The sequence below is a fragment of the Candidatus Zixiibacteriota bacterium genome, from assembly GCA_040753495.1.
Classification (GTDB): Bacteria; Zixibacteria; MSB-5A5; order GN15; family PGXB01; genus DYGG01.
The window spans coordinates 1-16,137 of record JBFMEF010000175.1 but is presented as its reverse complement, the minus strand read 5'-3'; the positions used below and the strand labels follow the sequence as shown (position 1 = coordinate 16,137).

At 51.3% G+C, this 16,137-nt stretch carries 15 protein-coding genes and 1 riboswitch; of the genes, 14 read left to right on the top strand and 1 reads right to left on the bottom strand.

The features are described from left to right. Nucleotides 1–105: 105 nt before the first annotated feature. The 12 genes from AB1690_11515 to AB1690_11460 all read left to right on the top strand — a co-directional run bounded on the left by AB1690_11515 (nucleotide 106) and on the right by AB1690_11460 (nucleotide 11,708). Nucleotides 106–723 carry an ABC transporter ATP-binding protein gene (locus AB1690_11515; protein ID MEW6015939.1) on the top strand — a complete coding sequence of 206 codons (618 nt, stop codon included), beginning with the start codon at nucleotides 106–108 and terminating at the stop codon, nucleotides 721–723. Then, entirely contained in the window at nucleotides 692–1,375 is a 684-nt protein-coding gene (locus AB1690_11510) for a heme exporter protein CcmB (GenBank protein ID MEW6015938.1), read from the top strand. The genes AB1690_11515 and AB1690_11510 overlap by 32 nt, the downstream gene beginning before the upstream one ends. Nucleotides 1,376–1,458: 83 nt before the next feature. After that, nucleotides 1,459–2,139, top strand: coding sequence for a cytochrome c biogenesis protein CcsA (ccsA, locus tag AB1690_11505; GenBank protein MEW6015937.1), 681 nt, complete (start codon nucleotides 1,459–1,461; stop codon nucleotides 2,137–2,139). Continuing rightward, nucleotides 2,139–2,255: a CcmD family protein gene (locus AB1690_11500; protein ID MEW6015936.1), complete on the top strand. Its 117-nt coding sequence runs from the start codon at nucleotides 2,139–2,141 to the stop codon at nucleotides 2,253–2,255. The genes ccsA (AB1690_11505) and AB1690_11500 overlap by 1 nt, the downstream gene beginning before the upstream one ends. Further along, complete coding sequence (locus AB1690_11495; protein ID MEW6015935.1) at nucleotides 2,245–2,664, top strand: cytochrome c maturation protein CcmE; 420 nt, start codon at nucleotides 2,245–2,247, stop codon at nucleotides 2,662–2,664. The genes AB1690_11500 and AB1690_11495 overlap by 11 nt, the downstream gene beginning before the upstream one ends. 12 nt (nucleotides 2,665–2,676) lie before the next feature. After that, nucleotides 2,677–5,025, top strand: a complete 2,349-nt coding sequence (gene ccsA / locus AB1690_11490) for a cytochrome c biogenesis protein CcsA (GenBank protein ID MEW6015934.1) — start codon at nucleotides 2,677–2,679, stop codon at nucleotides 5,023–5,025. A gap of 315 nt (nucleotides 5,026–5,340) precedes the next feature. Next, nucleotides 5,341–5,901, top strand: coding sequence for a dockerin type I domain-containing protein (locus AB1690_11485; protein ID MEW6015933.1), 561 nt, complete (start codon nucleotides 5,341–5,343; stop codon nucleotides 5,899–5,901). A 163-nt stretch (nucleotides 5,902–6,064) separates the two neighbouring features. Further along, the gene (locus AB1690_11480) at nucleotides 6,065–6,613 is read left to right on the top strand and encodes a dockerin type I domain-containing protein (protein ID MEW6015932.1); all 549 of its coding nucleotides are present in this window, start codon (nucleotides 6,065–6,067) and stop codon (nucleotides 6,611–6,613) included. A gap of 23 nt (nucleotides 6,614–6,636) precedes the next feature. Next, nucleotides 6,637–6,836: riboswitch (cobalamin riboswitch) on the top strand. Between the two features lie 103 nt (nucleotides 6,837–6,939). Beyond that, nucleotides 6,940–9,021, top strand: coding sequence for a TonB-dependent receptor (locus tag AB1690_11475; GenBank protein ID MEW6015931.1), 2,082 nt, complete (start codon nucleotides 6,940–6,942; stop codon nucleotides 9,019–9,021). 246 nt (nucleotides 9,022–9,267) lie between these two features. Then, nucleotides 9,268–10,758: a glycosyltransferase family 39 protein gene (locus AB1690_11470; GenBank protein ID MEW6015930.1), complete on the top strand. Its 1,491-nt coding sequence runs from the start codon at nucleotides 9,268–9,270 to the stop codon at nucleotides 10,756–10,758. A 130-nt stretch (nucleotides 10,759–10,888) separates the two neighbouring features. Beyond that, nucleotides 10,889–11,278: a hypothetical protein gene (locus AB1690_11465; protein MEW6015929.1), complete on the top strand. Its 390-nt coding sequence runs from the start codon at nucleotides 10,889–10,891 to the stop codon at nucleotides 11,276–11,278. A 40-nt stretch (nucleotides 11,279–11,318) separates the two neighbouring features. Next, the gene (locus AB1690_11460; protein MEW6015928.1) at nucleotides 11,319–11,708 is read left to right on the top strand and encodes a hypothetical protein; all 390 of its coding nucleotides are present in this window, start codon (nucleotides 11,319–11,321) and stop codon (nucleotides 11,706–11,708) included. Nucleotides 11,709–11,714: 6 nt separating this feature from the next. Here the strand turns inward: AB1690_11460 and AB1690_11455 are convergent, their stop codons facing one another. Beyond that, on the bottom strand, nucleotides 11,715–13,721 hold the full coding sequence (locus AB1690_11455) for a S9 family peptidase (protein ID MEW6015927.1): 2,007 nt from the start codon (nucleotides 13,719–13,721) through the stop codon (nucleotides 11,715–11,717). Nucleotides 13,722–13,789: 68 nt separating this feature from the next. Here AB1690_11455 and AB1690_11450 point away from each other — a divergent pair, with 68 nt between their 5' ends. Beyond that, a complete protein-coding gene (locus AB1690_11450) occupies nucleotides 13,790–15,370 on the top strand; it encodes an oligosaccharide flippase family protein (protein MEW6015926.1) in 1,581 nt (526 codons plus the stop codon). A gap of 45 nt (nucleotides 15,371–15,415) precedes the next feature. Then, a partial coding sequence (locus tag AB1690_11445; protein ID MEW6015925.1) for a hypothetical protein occupies nucleotides 15,416–16,137 on the top strand: 722 nt, incomplete at its 3' end.

Here is a 16,137-nt window from a genome sequence, read left to right as displayed (position 1 = left end):
GGGCAGGGTTTATCCCTGCCCGCGAAATGCCGCGAAGCGGTATTTCACTCGGGCGACCGCGAGGGTCGCCCCTAACGCACAAATGACGACGGGACCAAAACAGGAATGCTGAAACTTGACGTCCAGAATCTCGCCAAACGGTTTGGCGCCCGAAAAGTGTTCGAGAATATCAATTTCTCGCTGACACCGGGAGAGTCTATCGCCATTGTCGGACCGAACGGCTCCGGCAAATCTACCCTGCTGCGATTGATAATAGGCTTGAATATCCCGACCAGAGGGAAAGTGGTCTTCTCCGATGACGGCAAACCGCTCGAATTCGACGCTTACCGTCGCCGGCTGGCGCTGGTTTCCCCCTATCTTTCTCTCTATGGTTCGCTGACCGGAAAAGAGAATCTTCGCTTCTTCGCCAAAGTCAACGGCGATAATATCAGCGACCAGGAGATCGAATCACTTCTGGCACAGGTCGGATTGCAGGGGAGAGGGGATGATTTCGTCTCGGCATATTCTTCCGGAATGCTGCAGCGTCTAAAGTACGCCGTCGCCCTCGCCAAGAATCCGGAAATTTTGATGCTGGATGAGCCATCATCGAACCTCGATGAGTCCGGGAAAAAGGCTGTTTCTGATATAATCGAATCACGCCGAAAGAGTACCATTCTGATAATCGCCACCAATGAGAAGGAGGAGTACGCCCTTGCGGAACGACTCTGTCAACTGGGTCAGTAGAGTTCTGGCTGTTACTGAAAAAGATATCGTCTCCGAATTCCGGACACGATACGCCATCAACGCCATCCTGATGTTCGCTCTGGTGACCCTGACTGTTATCTCTTTTGCCGTCGGGGCCTTTTCACCCACCAAAGAGGTAATGGCGGCGCTGTTCTGGATAATTCTTTTCTTTGCCGCCATGTCGGGACTGGCGCAGGTCTTTATCAAAGAAGAAGAATCCGGCACAGCACTGGCTCTGAAACTGGCGTCTGATGGCACAGTCATCTTTTTTGGCAAGCTGCTTTTCAACCTGGCGCTCCTTTTTGCCCTGACGGTCATCGTGGTGCCGCTTTTTATTATCCTCCTTAAGACCGAACCGGCTAACTGGCTTTTCTTCCTCTATGCTATCTTACTGGGAAACATTGGCTTAGCCGGGGCGACGACTATTATTGCCGCCATTGTATCCAAGGCGACTATCAAAGGCGCCCTCTTTACGGTCCTCTCCTTTCCGGTACTGATGCCGCTTCTAATAGCTGTGATAGAAATCACAAAGTCGGCTTTCCTGGGAGGGGTGTTTAAAGATATCGCGGCCCCAATGCAACTTCTTGTTGCCTATGATGTTGTAATGATAATATTATCCTATTTATTATTCGATTTTGTCTGGCGACAATAATAAAAGAATACAAAAAAGATTGGATTTTACCATTATTGTTGTTATTATGAGGTATAACCTGCGTAGTTAGGTTGAAAAAAAGTATGATTTGGAAATTACTGATTTTTCTGGCGATGTCCTTTGTGGTGGTGATGGCGTTTATTACCCCTTCGCCGATGAACCCTGCCAACACTCTTGGTCCGGTCGATGTCTATCGGATTTTCTATTTCCATGTCCCTCAATCCTGGGTGGCGACCCTGGCTTTCTTGATGTCGATGTTCCTTTCTATTCGCTTTCTTCAAACCAAGAATATGGCATTCGATATAAAAGCGGTCACCGCCAATCGGCTGGGACTGATGTTTGCTATTCTGGCTACGGTCACCGGCTCCATCTTCGCCAAGATGACCTGGGGAGAATTCTGGAACTGGTCGGAGATACGGGAGGTCTCCATATTTATTCTGCTTATAATCTATGGCGCCTATTTCGCCCTCCGTTCGGCTCTTCCTGACCCCGACCAGCGGGCGACACTTTCGGCCGTTCTCTCGATAATATTTGCCGTTTCGGCGGTTTTCCTGATTTTCATTCTGCCGCGTATCTACCCCTCATTTTCGCAACATCCGACCGATTCGGTTGTGGATAAAAGCGGCAAACTGACTATGGGGGGGACGGTCAGCCTTATCTTTTTCACTTCGCTGGCTGTTTTTACCGCTCTTTTCGTATGGATTTATGACCTTTCTGTAAGACTTCAGAACATATATGAAAAAAGATTGTTGGAGGATAAGTAATGGATGCCAATTATGTCGTAATGGCGGTAACCCTGATTGTCTGGTTGGGTATATTCTTATACCTGCTTTCGATAGACCGTAAAGTTCGCCGTTTGGAGGGAAAAAATGAAAGTTAAATATATTATCGGCGTCGCTGTCATACTTCTCTTTGTCGTCTGGGGTGCCTCGGCCTTCCTGAAGACCACGGTGCAGTATGTCACGATAGCTGAAGCGCGCCAGTCGGATAAGACGGTGCAGGTTCTGGGCAATATTGATTTCAATGATTATCGCTATGATGCCGATAAACGTAGATTAGAGTTCTCTATTTTCGACGCCGAGGCTTCCAACCCCGAAGCCGCGGAGAAAATGAAAGTGGTTTACTACGGGGTTGTTCCGGGCAATTTCGAACAGGCCACGCAGGTCGTGGTCAAAGGAAAGCCGGGCGCTGATGGTTTCGAAGCCGATAAACTTCTGGTGAAGTGCCCTTCGAAATATCAGGGAATGGAAGAAGACTCGATGGAGTCGGCCGGAACTACCGGTTCATAATAAAGGATTTATATGTCTATTCCGCATGTCGGCAGTCTGGCGCTCTTCCTGGCGTTCGCCATGATGATAATCAGCGGTGTCTCTTTTCTGCTCACCGCTCTGGGACGCAAAAACCTCTTCGAACTGGGGCGTAAAGCCTATTCTCTGCAGATTGTCTTTGTCACGTTTGCAGCGGCTATTCTGTACTATCTGTTTTTCACCCACGATTTCAGCGTCAAGTATGTCGTTGAATATTCTTCCAGCGACCTTCCTTTCTTCTATCTGCTTTCTTCCTTCTGGGGCGGTCAGGAAGGTACTTATCTCCTCTGGGCTGTCTTGAGCTCGCTGTTTGGGCTTTTCATTTTATATCGCGCCAAACAATATACCAACTGGGGGATGTTCTTCCACTCGCTGGTGCATCTGTTTCTTTTTTCCGTAATGGTCTTTGCCCTCTCGCCGTTTCGCACTCTGGATTTTGCGCAAGCCGAAGGGGCCGGGCTCAATCCGCTTCTGCAGGACCCCTGGATGGTAATTCATCCGCCGATTATGTTCTGCGCCTTTGCCATGGCCGGCGTTCCTTTCGCCCTGGCGCTGGCGGCTCTGATGAAAAAAGACTTCTCTCAGTGGCTGAAAGTCACTTTCCCGTATGTCGCCATGACCTCCTTTGGTCTCATCCTTGCCAACGTTCTGGGCGGCTACTGGGCATATAAAACTCTTGGTTGGGGCGGTTACTGGGCCTGGGACCCGGTTGAGAATACCTCCTTTGTTCCCTGGGTGACCTCGGTCGGTCTTATTCACGGGATGATTGTCGAGCGGCGGACCGGCGCTCTGCGTCGCGCCAATCTGCTGGTCTCGATGACGCTTTTCCTGCTGATAATTTATGGCACCTTTCTCACCCGCTCGGGAGTGCTCGCAGATTTCTCCGTCCATTCCTTTGTGGACCTCGGTATGAACGGAATCCTGGTCGGCTTCATGCTCGGATATCTGATGCTTGGCCTGACAGTTTTCTTATTCAGCCGAACCCCCGAAAAGGTCGGCAAGCCGCTCAACTATAATATCTTCTCCCGCGATTTTATCATGTTCAGCGGGATGGCGCTATTTGTCATTCTGGGACTGGTCGTCCTCTTCTGGTCATCGCTGCCGCTTATCACCCGTTATCTGACTCCCAATCCGTCGGCGGCCGATGTCTCGACCTACAATGCCTTTGCCTTCCCCTTTGCCATCATCATCAGCCTCTTTTTGACCTTCAGTCCGATTCTGATGGGTCCCGGGCTTAAAGTGGAAAATATGAAATCACGTGCTCTGATTGCCGTGATAATCGCGCTGGTTATATCCGGCGCCCTCTTTCTTCTGGAATTGATAAGTATTACCATCGCTATCGCCGCCCTCATATATCTATCGATAATGATAATCTATTTGAGCGAGAAATCGATTCTTAAGCATGTCACCCGCGGATTCATTCTGGCCGCTATCGGTATTATCGTGGCGCTGTTTCTGGGAGTCAGGCAGATTGAATATCTGTTCTTCATTGCCGCGGCGCTCATTGCCGCCGGCGCCCATATGAATATAATCGTCCAGTATCTACCGAAACGTCCCGACCTGGCCGGAGGACATCTCTGCCATTTCGGTTTCGGCTTGATGCTGGTCGGTATCCTCGCTTCCTCGGCTTTCTCGGTCAATGAGCAGGTGGTTATCCCCCGCAATCAGCAGAGCGCCGCATTCGATTACGCTATCGCTTATCACGGCACCGGCGGAAGTATCATGCAGAAAGATAACGAAATCCTTCTCACTCTGGAAAAGAACGGCAGTCAGGTTGACGCCCGCCCCAAGTTCTTCTATATCCAGCGGATGGAAAGCATGATGAAAAAGCCGTTTATAAAGAAATCATTATTTTATGACTTATATATCTCGCCGCAGGATATTCAGGAGCTGCCGCACTCGCCCGGTCTGAAACTGGCCAAAGGGGAGAGCGCCAGAGTCGAAGATTTCGAATTCAAATTTATCAATTTCGATATGGGCTCCCACGGCGCCTCTGAAGGGATTTCGGTCGGCGCCATTCTGGAAGTGACACATAACGGCAGAATCGATACTCTATTGCCGCGTTTGGTCTCCAATCCCAACGCCGCCCAGGGAGGACCGAATATGCTCTCCGAGCCGGCCAAGTTGACCGGAAGCAAGAGTTATGATGTCCATATCGAGCAGGTCTTTGCCGGAGAAGGGGCGGTGTCGTTCTCGATTCCCGGACTGATTGAGCATTCCGCTCCCGACCGGGTGATTCTCGATATCTCCCGCAAACCGGCCATCAATCTTCTCTGGCTCGGCACCACGCTGATTTTCCTTGGGATGGTGATGGTTATTTATTACCGCTTCAAGAAGCAATAGCACCGGATAATCACTCAGAATTCTAAGGCGTCCGGCGGGACGCCTTTTTTATGCTAGTAGATGGCAGTTACCAGTGCCAAGAATGGGCAGCTACCTCAGTTCAAGACCATCTGAGATATGTCCAGCCAGGTCGGGGGCTTAACTTAGAAGTACTTTCTGGATTCCAGTGTGTGCGGGGAATTACGGGAGAGAAAGCCGGGGCGCCTGACCTGACGCATTTCCTGGCGCAGGAGCGCAAATTAACATCCCCTTATTATAATTCTCGTTTTTTTTCAACTTTATCCCCTATATTTCGTCTAATAATCGGTAAGGCGTATGAATAGAAAAGTAATTTCAATCTTTTTTATCATCTTTGCTTTAGGGTCTCTTTCGCCCAGTCTGCACTCTGAAACCTATGCCCCATCGCAGATTCTTCAGGATTGCTACGGCAATGGCGATATCAACGGCGATGGTTCGGTTCGCTCGTTTGCCGATCTCTACTATTTTGAGGAATTCCTTTATAGATGCGGACCGCCGCCTCCCGATTCGATAAATGCCGACCTCAATAACGACTGCATCGGCAACAGCGCCGATTTCTCCCTTCTCCAATGCTTCATAATCTCCGGCGTCTCCTGCTTTGACAGCTATCCGGTGCCGACCTGCTGCCGGGTCCGGCTCATCCGATACCATGCCCCGGGCGACCTCAATAAAAACGGGGAAATCAATATTCTCGACCTGACAGCGCTTATCAGTTACCTTTACAAGAACGGTCCTGTCCCGGAACCGCTCTGGATTGCCGATATCAATGCCAATGGAATTTGTAATATTATCGATGTCGCTTATCTGACCAGCTACCTTTACAAAGACGGTCCTGAGCCGCAATGCCTTCCGCATTAATCACGGCGCCGGCAGAAACCTTTTCGTAAATTCTTCGGACGTTTGCCTTTACCACCTCCCTGAAACTTTGGGATTGACTATCGGCCCTCTCGCCGTATATTGATTATAGTAATATCATTTTACTCACGGCAAAAACCTGTAGAACTCCTCTCCGGAGGTAAATATGAAGTTCAAATCAATATTGGCGTTCCTGCCCATTATGATGGTACTTCTGATTCCCCCTCCTTTCGCATCCGCGCAGGAATGTTATGGGGATGGTGATGTCAATAATGATGGCATTTCACTCTCCGTCGCCGACATGGTCGCCCTTGCCAGGGGTATCACCAATTGCGGGTATACCATTCCGGCTCCCTGGGCGGCCGACCTGGATGGCAATTGTATCATAGACAGCGCCGACTTTGCCATATACTATTGCTATTTCAAGAGCGGTATCTCTTGCCTACCTGATGGCTTTCCGCTTCTGACCTGTTGCGACCCGCAGGTCGATATCGCTTTCATCTGGGGAGACGCCAACGGCAATCATACCATAAACATACTGGATGTTACCGCTATCATCTCTTATCTCTACCGGAATGTCCCCCGGCCTGACCCGGATTTCACCGGCGATGCCAACGGGGATGGTTCCTTGGGGATACTGGATGCCACCTACTTGATTGCCTATCTCTATAAGAGCGGTTCGGCGCCCAAATGTGCCACCTCATTTTTTGATTGACAAGTTACATCTCAGACGATATTTAATAAGCCAGCTGTTCCGGTGCCCTCAAGGTGAGGGGTAATAGGGAAGACGGTGTAAGTCCGTCACAGCCCCGCTGCTGTAAGCGGCTACTGCTTCGACAGCAAACCACTCATTCCGAGCTGACTTGGAATGGGGAAGGAGTCGTGGTCAGGCCTGATGCCGCAGAGTCAGAAAACCTGCCGGAATGTAACGGCGCCGTTGTTTCTCAACGGCACCCGTTGACTGCGCGGGCAGACAGGACAATTAAGAATTAGCAGACCTCCCGCCCGGCAGTCGCTCGGGTTTTCTTTTTGGAGGTTTCCATGCGTCCTCTCTTTCTGGTTACCTCGATGCTGCTTTGCGCCGTAGCGATGGGACACGGCGCCAGCGAAGAGGAACCATTCCAACTCCCCGACACGGTCGTTGTCACCGCCGAGCGCTTCCCCTCGCCGGCGCGAAAAGTCAGCTGGCCGGTGCGGACTCTGAGCCTTAACGGCAGGATACATTCCGCCGACCTTTCCCGCCGACTTGACGGTGTTGCCGGCATCGACCTGACCGGATATGGACAAACCGGGCATCTCAGTAATCTTCTTATCTGGGGTGCGCCCTCCTCCCAAATCCTGCTTTTGCGCGACGGTCGTCCCGTTTATAATCCGGCCACCGGCGGTTTCAACCTGGCGGAATTCTCCGCCGCGGAACTGGAGAGGGTCGAAATTGTCAAAGGGACCCAGTCGGCGCTTTACGGCTCCGACGCCATCGGCGGCGTCATCAATCTCATTTCGCGCAAAGATTATTTCCGCCATTACGGCGGCGGTTTTTCGGCCGGGAGCCATGGCTATCTCGATTATTATTTTCGGATGGCGCCGGCTATCTCTGACTGGCGATTGAATCTGCTTCATGAAGGCGCCGTCGGCGACAACGCCCGCATCAATTCCGGAGTCAGACGAAATCTTTTCCAGGGGGAATTGATTTATGCCCCGGCCCGGAGAAACTGGGAGAGCGCCGTTTCGTATCGATATTTTCGGGACTCGGTCGGTTTGCCGGGACCGGTGCCGGACCCGGGAGCAATTCCCTACTACGGTGACAGCCATTCGTTCTCCAACGTTAATCACCAGCGGGACTTCATTCATTCTCTGGATGCTCGCTTTCAGATTGCCCCCCGCCCCAACGCCCCCTTTTCCGCTGACTTCAATCTGTTTTATGACAAGCGGACCCTCGAGTATTTCGGCAGGTACGCCTACCTCGGTTTCGCCAATGATTCTATCGATGTCACCGACCGGAACCGGAATGTCGGTCGGAACTCCGGAATCGAGGGAGCAGTCCGTTTTGATTTGGGGGAGATTACTCTCTCCGGCGGTCTTGAATTTCTGTCGGCATCATCCCGAGTCTCCACCAGCACCAGTTCTACCACTTATGACCGAAGCGGCGGCTCCAGCTTCGCTCTCGAGAGCGGCTCCGACCGTCATCATCATCGGGATATCTACGCCGTCTGGTCAGCGCAGTCAATCTTCCTGCACGACCGGCTGGAAATCGAATTTTCAGAGCGGCTCCAATTGGTAAACGGTTCCGAGAGTTATGAAGCTTTCAACAGCGGTCTGAAATTCTATCCCAACCCAGACTGGTCGCTGGCGGTGGCAATCGGAAGCGCTTTCCGCCTCCCGTCATTCAATGACCTGTACTGGCCCCGCGATGAATATTCGGTCGGCAACCCCGGTCTGATTCCGGAAAAAGGAAATAATCTGGCGCTGACGGTGACAGGTAGAATCGACACTACTGCCATGCTGAACGCCAGTCTCTTTTACCGGAGGGTAAAGGATTTAATTACCTGGGCGCCGCTGGGGGAGGATAATTCCTTTGGCTCCCCCCGCTGGACCCCTTCTAATCTGAATCGATTCCAGACCTTTGGGGCTGATCTGGGATTTACTTTTCGCCCCTACCGCTCCTGGTCGCTGGAGTTGGAACTGACCGCCCAGTCGGCGCGCCAGAAAAACAAAGAACTGGTCTTTTCCGGCGGGGATGGCACGCAGCGTTTTGAGACCAGGGAGCGGGATGCTGCCTTTGTCCCGCCGCTTAAAGCCCGTGCTGCCATTAATGCCAAAACGGCATATATCAACGGTTTCCTGGAGGCGGTCTTCACCTCGACTAAAAAGGCTTATTTTGCCGAATATTCATTCGACAGCCTCTTTAACAGCCTTATATCGTACACCGAAAAGAGACTTCCCGAGGCGGTGGTGCTCAATTTCGGAGTTCATAGACCCATCGGGGAGATTTTTGATATCTCGTTAAATATCAACGACATTTTCGACCAGAAACCATCCCGCCAGTTCGGCAGCAGTATCAAAGACGGGGACTATCCATCTTTGGGGCAGGATATCAACCTGGCGATAAATTTCAATTTCCGATAGATTTTTAAATTTTTTTTCAACCAACGGAAACTATCTGCGTATAAACTTGTGCCTTACACATAGTCCCTCCCAGAAGGATGTCGCCGGAAACGGCGGCATCTTTTATTTTATATGTCAGACGGCGCCTGCAATTAATGGCTTGACTTAGCCCCCACTTTAAACGTTGATTCCCTGCCGTTGGCGCGCGGGACTTCGGTCCCTCCGCCGGCAATGTAATTTCGAGTTCAGAACGAGGTGGAACGGAATTTGCCTGCTACTTTTTTCAACCGACGATATCTTCAGTACTTTCTCGCCGGGCTTCTTGCTATATATTTTTTGATTACCTTCCCGCTCGCTTTCCGCAACCGCGCTATTCATATCGATGAGGCCTGGATCGGGGAGCAGGCTTATACTCTGCAGAGAGACGGTATCGTCACCAACAACCTTTTCGCCGATTACCCCCCCCTTGACGGCGAAATTGTCATATATCACAAATTGCCGGTCTGGCTGGGGGGAATATTTGTGAAGCTGTTCGGCTGGGGGCTTTACCCCCTCCGCGCCATTTCCATCCTTGCCGGTTTTGCCCTTCTTTTGGTATTTTTTCGGGCGCTTGCCCAGTTGTATAACTGGCGGGTCGGCATTGTCGGGACTTTGTTGCTTCTCTGGGTACCCCAATTCTGGGAAGCGATGCGTATTTTCCGCCCCGAAATTCTCCTGACCCTGTTTGGTTTTGCCTCCTATCTTCTTGCCCGTTTTGCGGCGGAAAAAAATAGATTGTTTCCAGCCGCCCTTGCCGGAATCGCCGCCGGCTTTGCAGGGCTGGCCCATCCTTTAGGGATGATTTTTGCCGCAGCGGGATCTCTTGCTCTTATTTTTCATAAGAAGATTATCCCGGGGCTCATTCTGGCGCTTCTGGCGCTGCTGACATTCGCGCCATATATCTCCGGCTTCATCACCGATGACGAACTCTTTCTGCGGCAACTTGCCGACAACGGCATTATGGCTTCCAAACTTCAGTTCAGCTGGTGGACACCGTTTCTCAATCTCTTAAATGAGCATAAGCGGATATTTCGCAACGGCGATGTCATCGGTATCAGCCTTCTATTCCTGCTGGCCGTTGCCACTTTTCGGCAGGTTCGGAAACTTCCCGGGCGTTTCTACTGGCAATATCTGCTCATCGCCTTCCTTCTTCTGGCAATTGCGCCGTTCCCCAAAATAACCCGATATTATCTTCCTCTTATTCCTTTTCTGGTTATCGGCGTATCTCTTACAGTTGAGTCAATCATAAGCGACAGCGACACCAATTCGGGACTGAGACGCCCCATCTACCTCTTCTGCCTGGCACTGTTTATCGGTTATGGATTCTACGCTCTGGGAAGGGCGGCGTCGGTGGACTGGCATGCTCCCCGCGAACTGGAAGCCAGCCGGATGCTGGCGGAGAAAATGACGCCCGGGGCGGTGGTGATAGGCCGCTTTGATATGGTGTTCGACTACATAGATGAGTTCCGCATCTATTGCTGGTGGGGAACCGAGCAGCGCTTGAGCGGGAACTTTCATCCTGAAACGGTGGAGCAGTACGCCGATAGCATCGGAGCGCATTATCTGGTGATTACCAAGTATAATCTGGAGCAAATGAATCTAAATTCGCAGCAGGTGAGCGCGCGCTTTCGCCGCTTCCAGCCTGTTCTGATGCTGCCGGAGCGGGAACGCTATCTCTTCGGTTACACCGTCGAGCATTCAATAAAGCCAGAGCCTTGAATGCGGCCCAGCGGTGGAAATATTGTTTGACATTACTGGTATAAATGTTTAAGATATGATTGTCAGGTTCGTTTACTCTAATCGCCATCAGTAACAGACCGAATTCTTACGAGGACTAACTGAGGTCATAATGACATTCAGTATGAATTTCACAATCGAAGCCGACCTGGAGCGGAAGATAATCAAGGAAAAAATCTATGGTATCTGGAAAGAAGATACCGCCCGCTCCTATCATGAGGAGTTTATGAAAGTGGCGGCTCCCTTGACCGGCGGCAGGTGGGCGAAACTGATTGACCTCAACAACTGGCGCTCGTCCTACCCCGAGGTGGTCGACGTTATCGGTGAGCATCTTGAATGGTGCCGGGAAAACGGCATGGTTCTTTCCGTCAATATTATCGAAAACCCGGTAACCCAGAATCAGCTGAAACGGATGTTTTCTATCGGCGGAACCGGGGAGATGTCCAGAATTTTCAAATCATTGTCGGAAGGCGATAAATATCTTAAAGAAAATGGATTCTAACTTCCCGCTTAATGCATCCTCATTGAATCTGGAGGAGCCGATGTCTTTTACCTTAAATTTCAATATCGACCTTGACACCGAGCGGAAATTAATCCGCTCTAAGATATATGGTATCTGGAAAAAAGAGACTGCCGAGGAATATCATACTCACTTTGCCGAGGTGGTCAAGCCGCTCCTGCGCAAGAAATGGGCAAAACTTATAAATCTCGAGAATTGGAAATCATCCTATCCGGAGATGATTAATGTGATTGGCGACCATATCAAATGGTGCCACGAGCATAATGCCGTCTATTCGGTCTATGTCGTGGACAATCCGGTCACCAAGAAACAGCTACAGCGGATGATTGCCCACAGCGGTTATGAAGAGGCTTGCCCGGTTTTCGATTCCCGGAGTGAAGCCGAGTCCTTTCTGAAGGAGCACGGCTTCTGAACTTCGTTACTTCAGATATCGGTCAAACCACTTAAGAATCCAGTCAAGTCGCGCCAGACGGCGGTCGGGCCTTCCATGCCGCGATAGTCCGTGCGGTTCTTCCGGAAAACGGACAAATTCCACCCGCTTCTTCATCAACTTCAAGGTGGCATAGAGTTCTTCCGCCTGCTCGATTGAGCAGCGCAGGTCGCTTTCATTATGCAGAATCAAAAGCGGCGTTTTGACCTTTTTGGCATAAGTCAAGGGCGACATGCGACGGTACCCGTCGGGGTTTTCCCAGGGATGTCCTCCGAATTCCACCCGGTCGAGAAAACCGATATCAGAGGAGCCGGCGAAACTTTCCAGGTTGACTACCGAGCGCTGGGTTACCGCGGCACGAAAACGGTCGGTATGACCTACTATCCAGTTGGTCATATAACCGCCGTAGGAGCCACCGGTCACGCCCAGTCGCTTCTTATCGACATATGGCAATCGCTCCAGATAGTCGGCGGCTGCCATACAATCGATATAATCGAGACTTCCCCAGTCCCCGACAATGGAACCGGCCCAGAGTTCGCCTCGTCCGGCGCCCCCGCGGGGATTAGTGTAAAGGACTACATACCCCCGCGATGCCAGATAGAGCATCTCATGAAAGAAGGTAAAACCGTACTGCACCCGCGGTCCGCCATGAATCTCCAGTATGCCGGGATATTTTCGATTGCGACTCATCTCGGGCGGGGTTACCAGCCACCCCTGCAGGTCGGTGCCGTCGTACCCTTTGAACCAGACTTCTTTAACAGTCGGAATCTTGATGCCGTTCAGCAACTCTTTATTCAATTCCGTCAGCCGCACCGCTTCGCGGTCCCCCTCATATCGGGCCGGGATGATATAAATATCCCCCGGGGTGCGCAGGTCGAGCCTGTTGACGGCAAAATACCGCATCTTGCCGTTGAGACTGTACGACCGAATATGACAGGGTTGCCTGGTTATTCGAGTCGGAAGGCCGCCTCGCGAGGAGACATAGAAGAGATGAGTGCTGCCGGTGTCGGAAGCGGTGAAATATATCCGCTTGCCGTCCGGCGACCAGTACAGCGCGGGCCAATCATGTCCCTCGCCCAGGTCGTTAATCGTTTGGTCCAGACACTGACGGTCAAATCTCGGCGTGATATCTTTTGCCGCCGGCTTTCCCTCAAGACCGACCGTCCAGATATGCTGATTGTGCACTCCCCAAGCGTCATCGGGATATTGGTGTCCCAGATAGGCAATCCTCTTTCCATCCGGGGAGAATGTGGGAAAAGCTACCGGACCGGCCGGTGTCGGTACTCTTTTTTCCCTGCCGCCCGCAATTGAAACCAGGTACAAGTCTTCCCGAAGGGGATTAATATCCGGGTCTTCCGAGCGATTGCTGACAAATGCCACCATCTTGCCGTCAGGGGAGACTGACGGATAGAGGTCGTCATACTTCCCCCTGGTCAGGGGTGTCATTCGCCCGGAGGCTATCTCCAGTTTCCAGATATGGAAACGGTCTTGCGGCAGAAAGCCGACTCCATCCAGACGATACATCAACCTGGTGATATGCCGGTACACCGGCGCTTCGCTTTTCTTCTTTTCGTCGGATTCCTTATGAGAATCGCTGTAGCGGAAGGAGAAGACCAGATTTTTGCCGTCAGGCGTCCAGACCGGTTTGGAGAAGGAACCGTCTTCTTCCGCAATCTTTTTTTCCGCGCCGCCGTCGGAGGGTATCAGATATATGCCGGTCTTTTTATTGCGGGTCGATACAAATGCAATCTGACTGCCATCCGGCGAGAAGGAAAGGCTGCCGTCATGCACTTCGCCGAAAGTAAACTGGCGGCTCTGACGGGTGCGCACTTCATACATATGAATATGTGCAAAATACTTGCGACGGTCCTCGGAAATCGTCTCGACCGTGTAGGCAATTCTGGTTTCATCCGGCGACATGGCCAGTCTGGTGATGATTTTGAGACGGCAGAGGTCCTCGGCCATCAGCAAACGTTTTTTCGAATTTGTTTTCATTAGAATTCTCCGGGTTTATTCCAAGCATATCTAACTGATTTCTCGGCAATTGACAAGTCAAATCATCCATGGTCGCAAGCAAAGGGCATAATATTGGTCGCTTTTATGAAATCGAAATTCTTATATTCTCCTTCTGTATGACAGACGTTACCGCCCGTTATCCCCGCAATGTCATGACCTCCTGGCTCAGTCTGGCGGTTCGGATGGCGCTGGTCTTTCTTATAAATCCGGTTATCATCCGTTCGCTCGGGCAGGAGCGGTATGGCGTCTGGGCGCTCATTTTCTCTCTCATAAATTACCTGACCATTTGCGACCTCGGTATGCAGCAGGGATTGAACCGTTTCATATCCCGATTTCTCAGTCTGGGCGACAGTGACAAGATTAACGACATCATAAATAGCTCCTTCAGAGTCTTCTTTATGATTGGCTCCGCTATCATGATACTGGCGGCCGCCATCGCTTTCGGGGCGCTTCGCCTTTTCGAAATCCCGGAGTCTCTCCTTCCGGAGGCGCAGATAGTCCTTTTTATTATTGCTCTCAACACCGCCCTCAATTTCCTGATGCTGCCTTACAGCGGCACTCTGGGAGCGTTTCATCGATACGACCTGGCCAATTATATTGCCATTGCCGAAGACCTCCTGCGCAGTGTCGCTATCCTGCTGGTGTTATCATCCGGTGGGGGCATCACTTTGCTGGCGGCAGTTTATTTGGTCTTCACTATCCTGAGAGTCGTAATCAGCGCCCTCATTCTGAAACGAGCAGTCCCTGCGCTCAGATTTCAGCCTCACACGAAAAGCGCCGAGACCTTCCGGTCACTCTTCAACTACTCCCGGTTAGTTTTCTTCGTTTCGGTAGTCTGGCTCTTCATCGCCAATATTGATAACCTAATCCTCGGATACTTTCTTGACCTCACCTCTGTCGCCCTCTATGCCGCCGCCTTAATACCGCTGGTCGCCTTTCGCAACCTGATAAACGGCATAGCCGTGCCGCTTCGCCCGACAGTGAGTCATCTGGAAGCGCTCGGGAGAACCGACCAAATCGGCATTCTCTATCTCCGCGGATTGAAATATCTCTATTTCCTGACTTTTTACATTGCCGGAGCCGCCATCATTCTGGCTCAACCTTTTTTTCAACTCTGGCTGGGGAACTCTTTCCTGCCGTCGGCCGAACTGCTGACCATTCTGATTATCCCGACTGCTCTATTTCTACCGCAGTCTGTCACCGAATCAATCCTCTTTGCCACCGACCGGCCCAGAATTCTTCTTAAACTCCTTATCGCCGAGGCCGCTGTCAAGATTGCCCTGAGTTTGCTTCTTATCGGTCCCTTTGGCATCTACGGGGTCGCCTACGCCACGGCTGTCACGCTGACTGTCATCTACCTGCTGGTATTGCCGTTCTCAGTAAATCCGGTTTTCGGTATTGACTGGAAAGTCTATTATTTGACCGTTCTGAAATTTGCTTTGCCGGCTTTTGGCGTCTCCTTTTTTCTATCGTATTTCGGCGCCATGCTCTTTCCGCTCACCGGTTGGCTCGATTTTCTGCTTCTTGGTCTCGGGCTGCTCATCCTGCTGGCGCTCGCTCTCAGAATTGCCAGCGGTAAAGCCCCGCACCGATTATTTGCTACCCTTTTTGTCGAGAGTGAGAAGTAAATATCGTTTCTCTTTCCTGAACCGTTTGAGTATAATCAGTACTATATGAGCCGCATTTTTCTTTTAATCTTTGCCGCAATTCTTCTTGCGACAGAGGCCGCTTCCGATGACCTGATTTTTGACCTGGGGCTGACTATCCCGACACCGGCGCTGAATCCTGATGACTCTCTTAATCCCGCGCCGATTCTTGCGCTGGGCGGTTTGAAGGCAGACTTTTGGCTTTTGCCCGGCGATATTATTCCGACAGTTTCATATCCTGCAAAACTGGAACTGACATTCTACCTCTCCGATAGCGGCGAGGTCGATTCTCTCCGTTTTCTGCCGTTTGCCCATGACCCAGTGCTCAGTTACTTCCGAAAGTCCCTGCATGCCCTTAAATTCCGCCCTGCCGCTATTGACGGAAAAAGTATTCCGTACCTACTTCCTGCAGAGCTGTTCCTGGCAAGCGAGCAGTTCCTTGATATCAGTCCTCGCCAGCGTCCAGCCGCCATCCTCGCACTGCCTGTTATTGAGAAAGTCGGGGTGGTGCGACGCGACCTTCTGGAGAAGTCGTTTTCACTTAATAACGTCGCGATGCCCCGGGTGGAAAAATTTCCCCCCTATTTCTGCTTCTTCAAAATCGGCGAAAGAAGTCTCAGATTCCCCTTTGCGGTGTACAAAATATCCCTTGATTCCTCCGGTCAGCTTATCGATTTCTCCGAATTCTGCTCCAGTCGCCCCGAATGTGCCGAAAACTTCGGCCGGGCCTTGCTTCATGCCGCTTACAC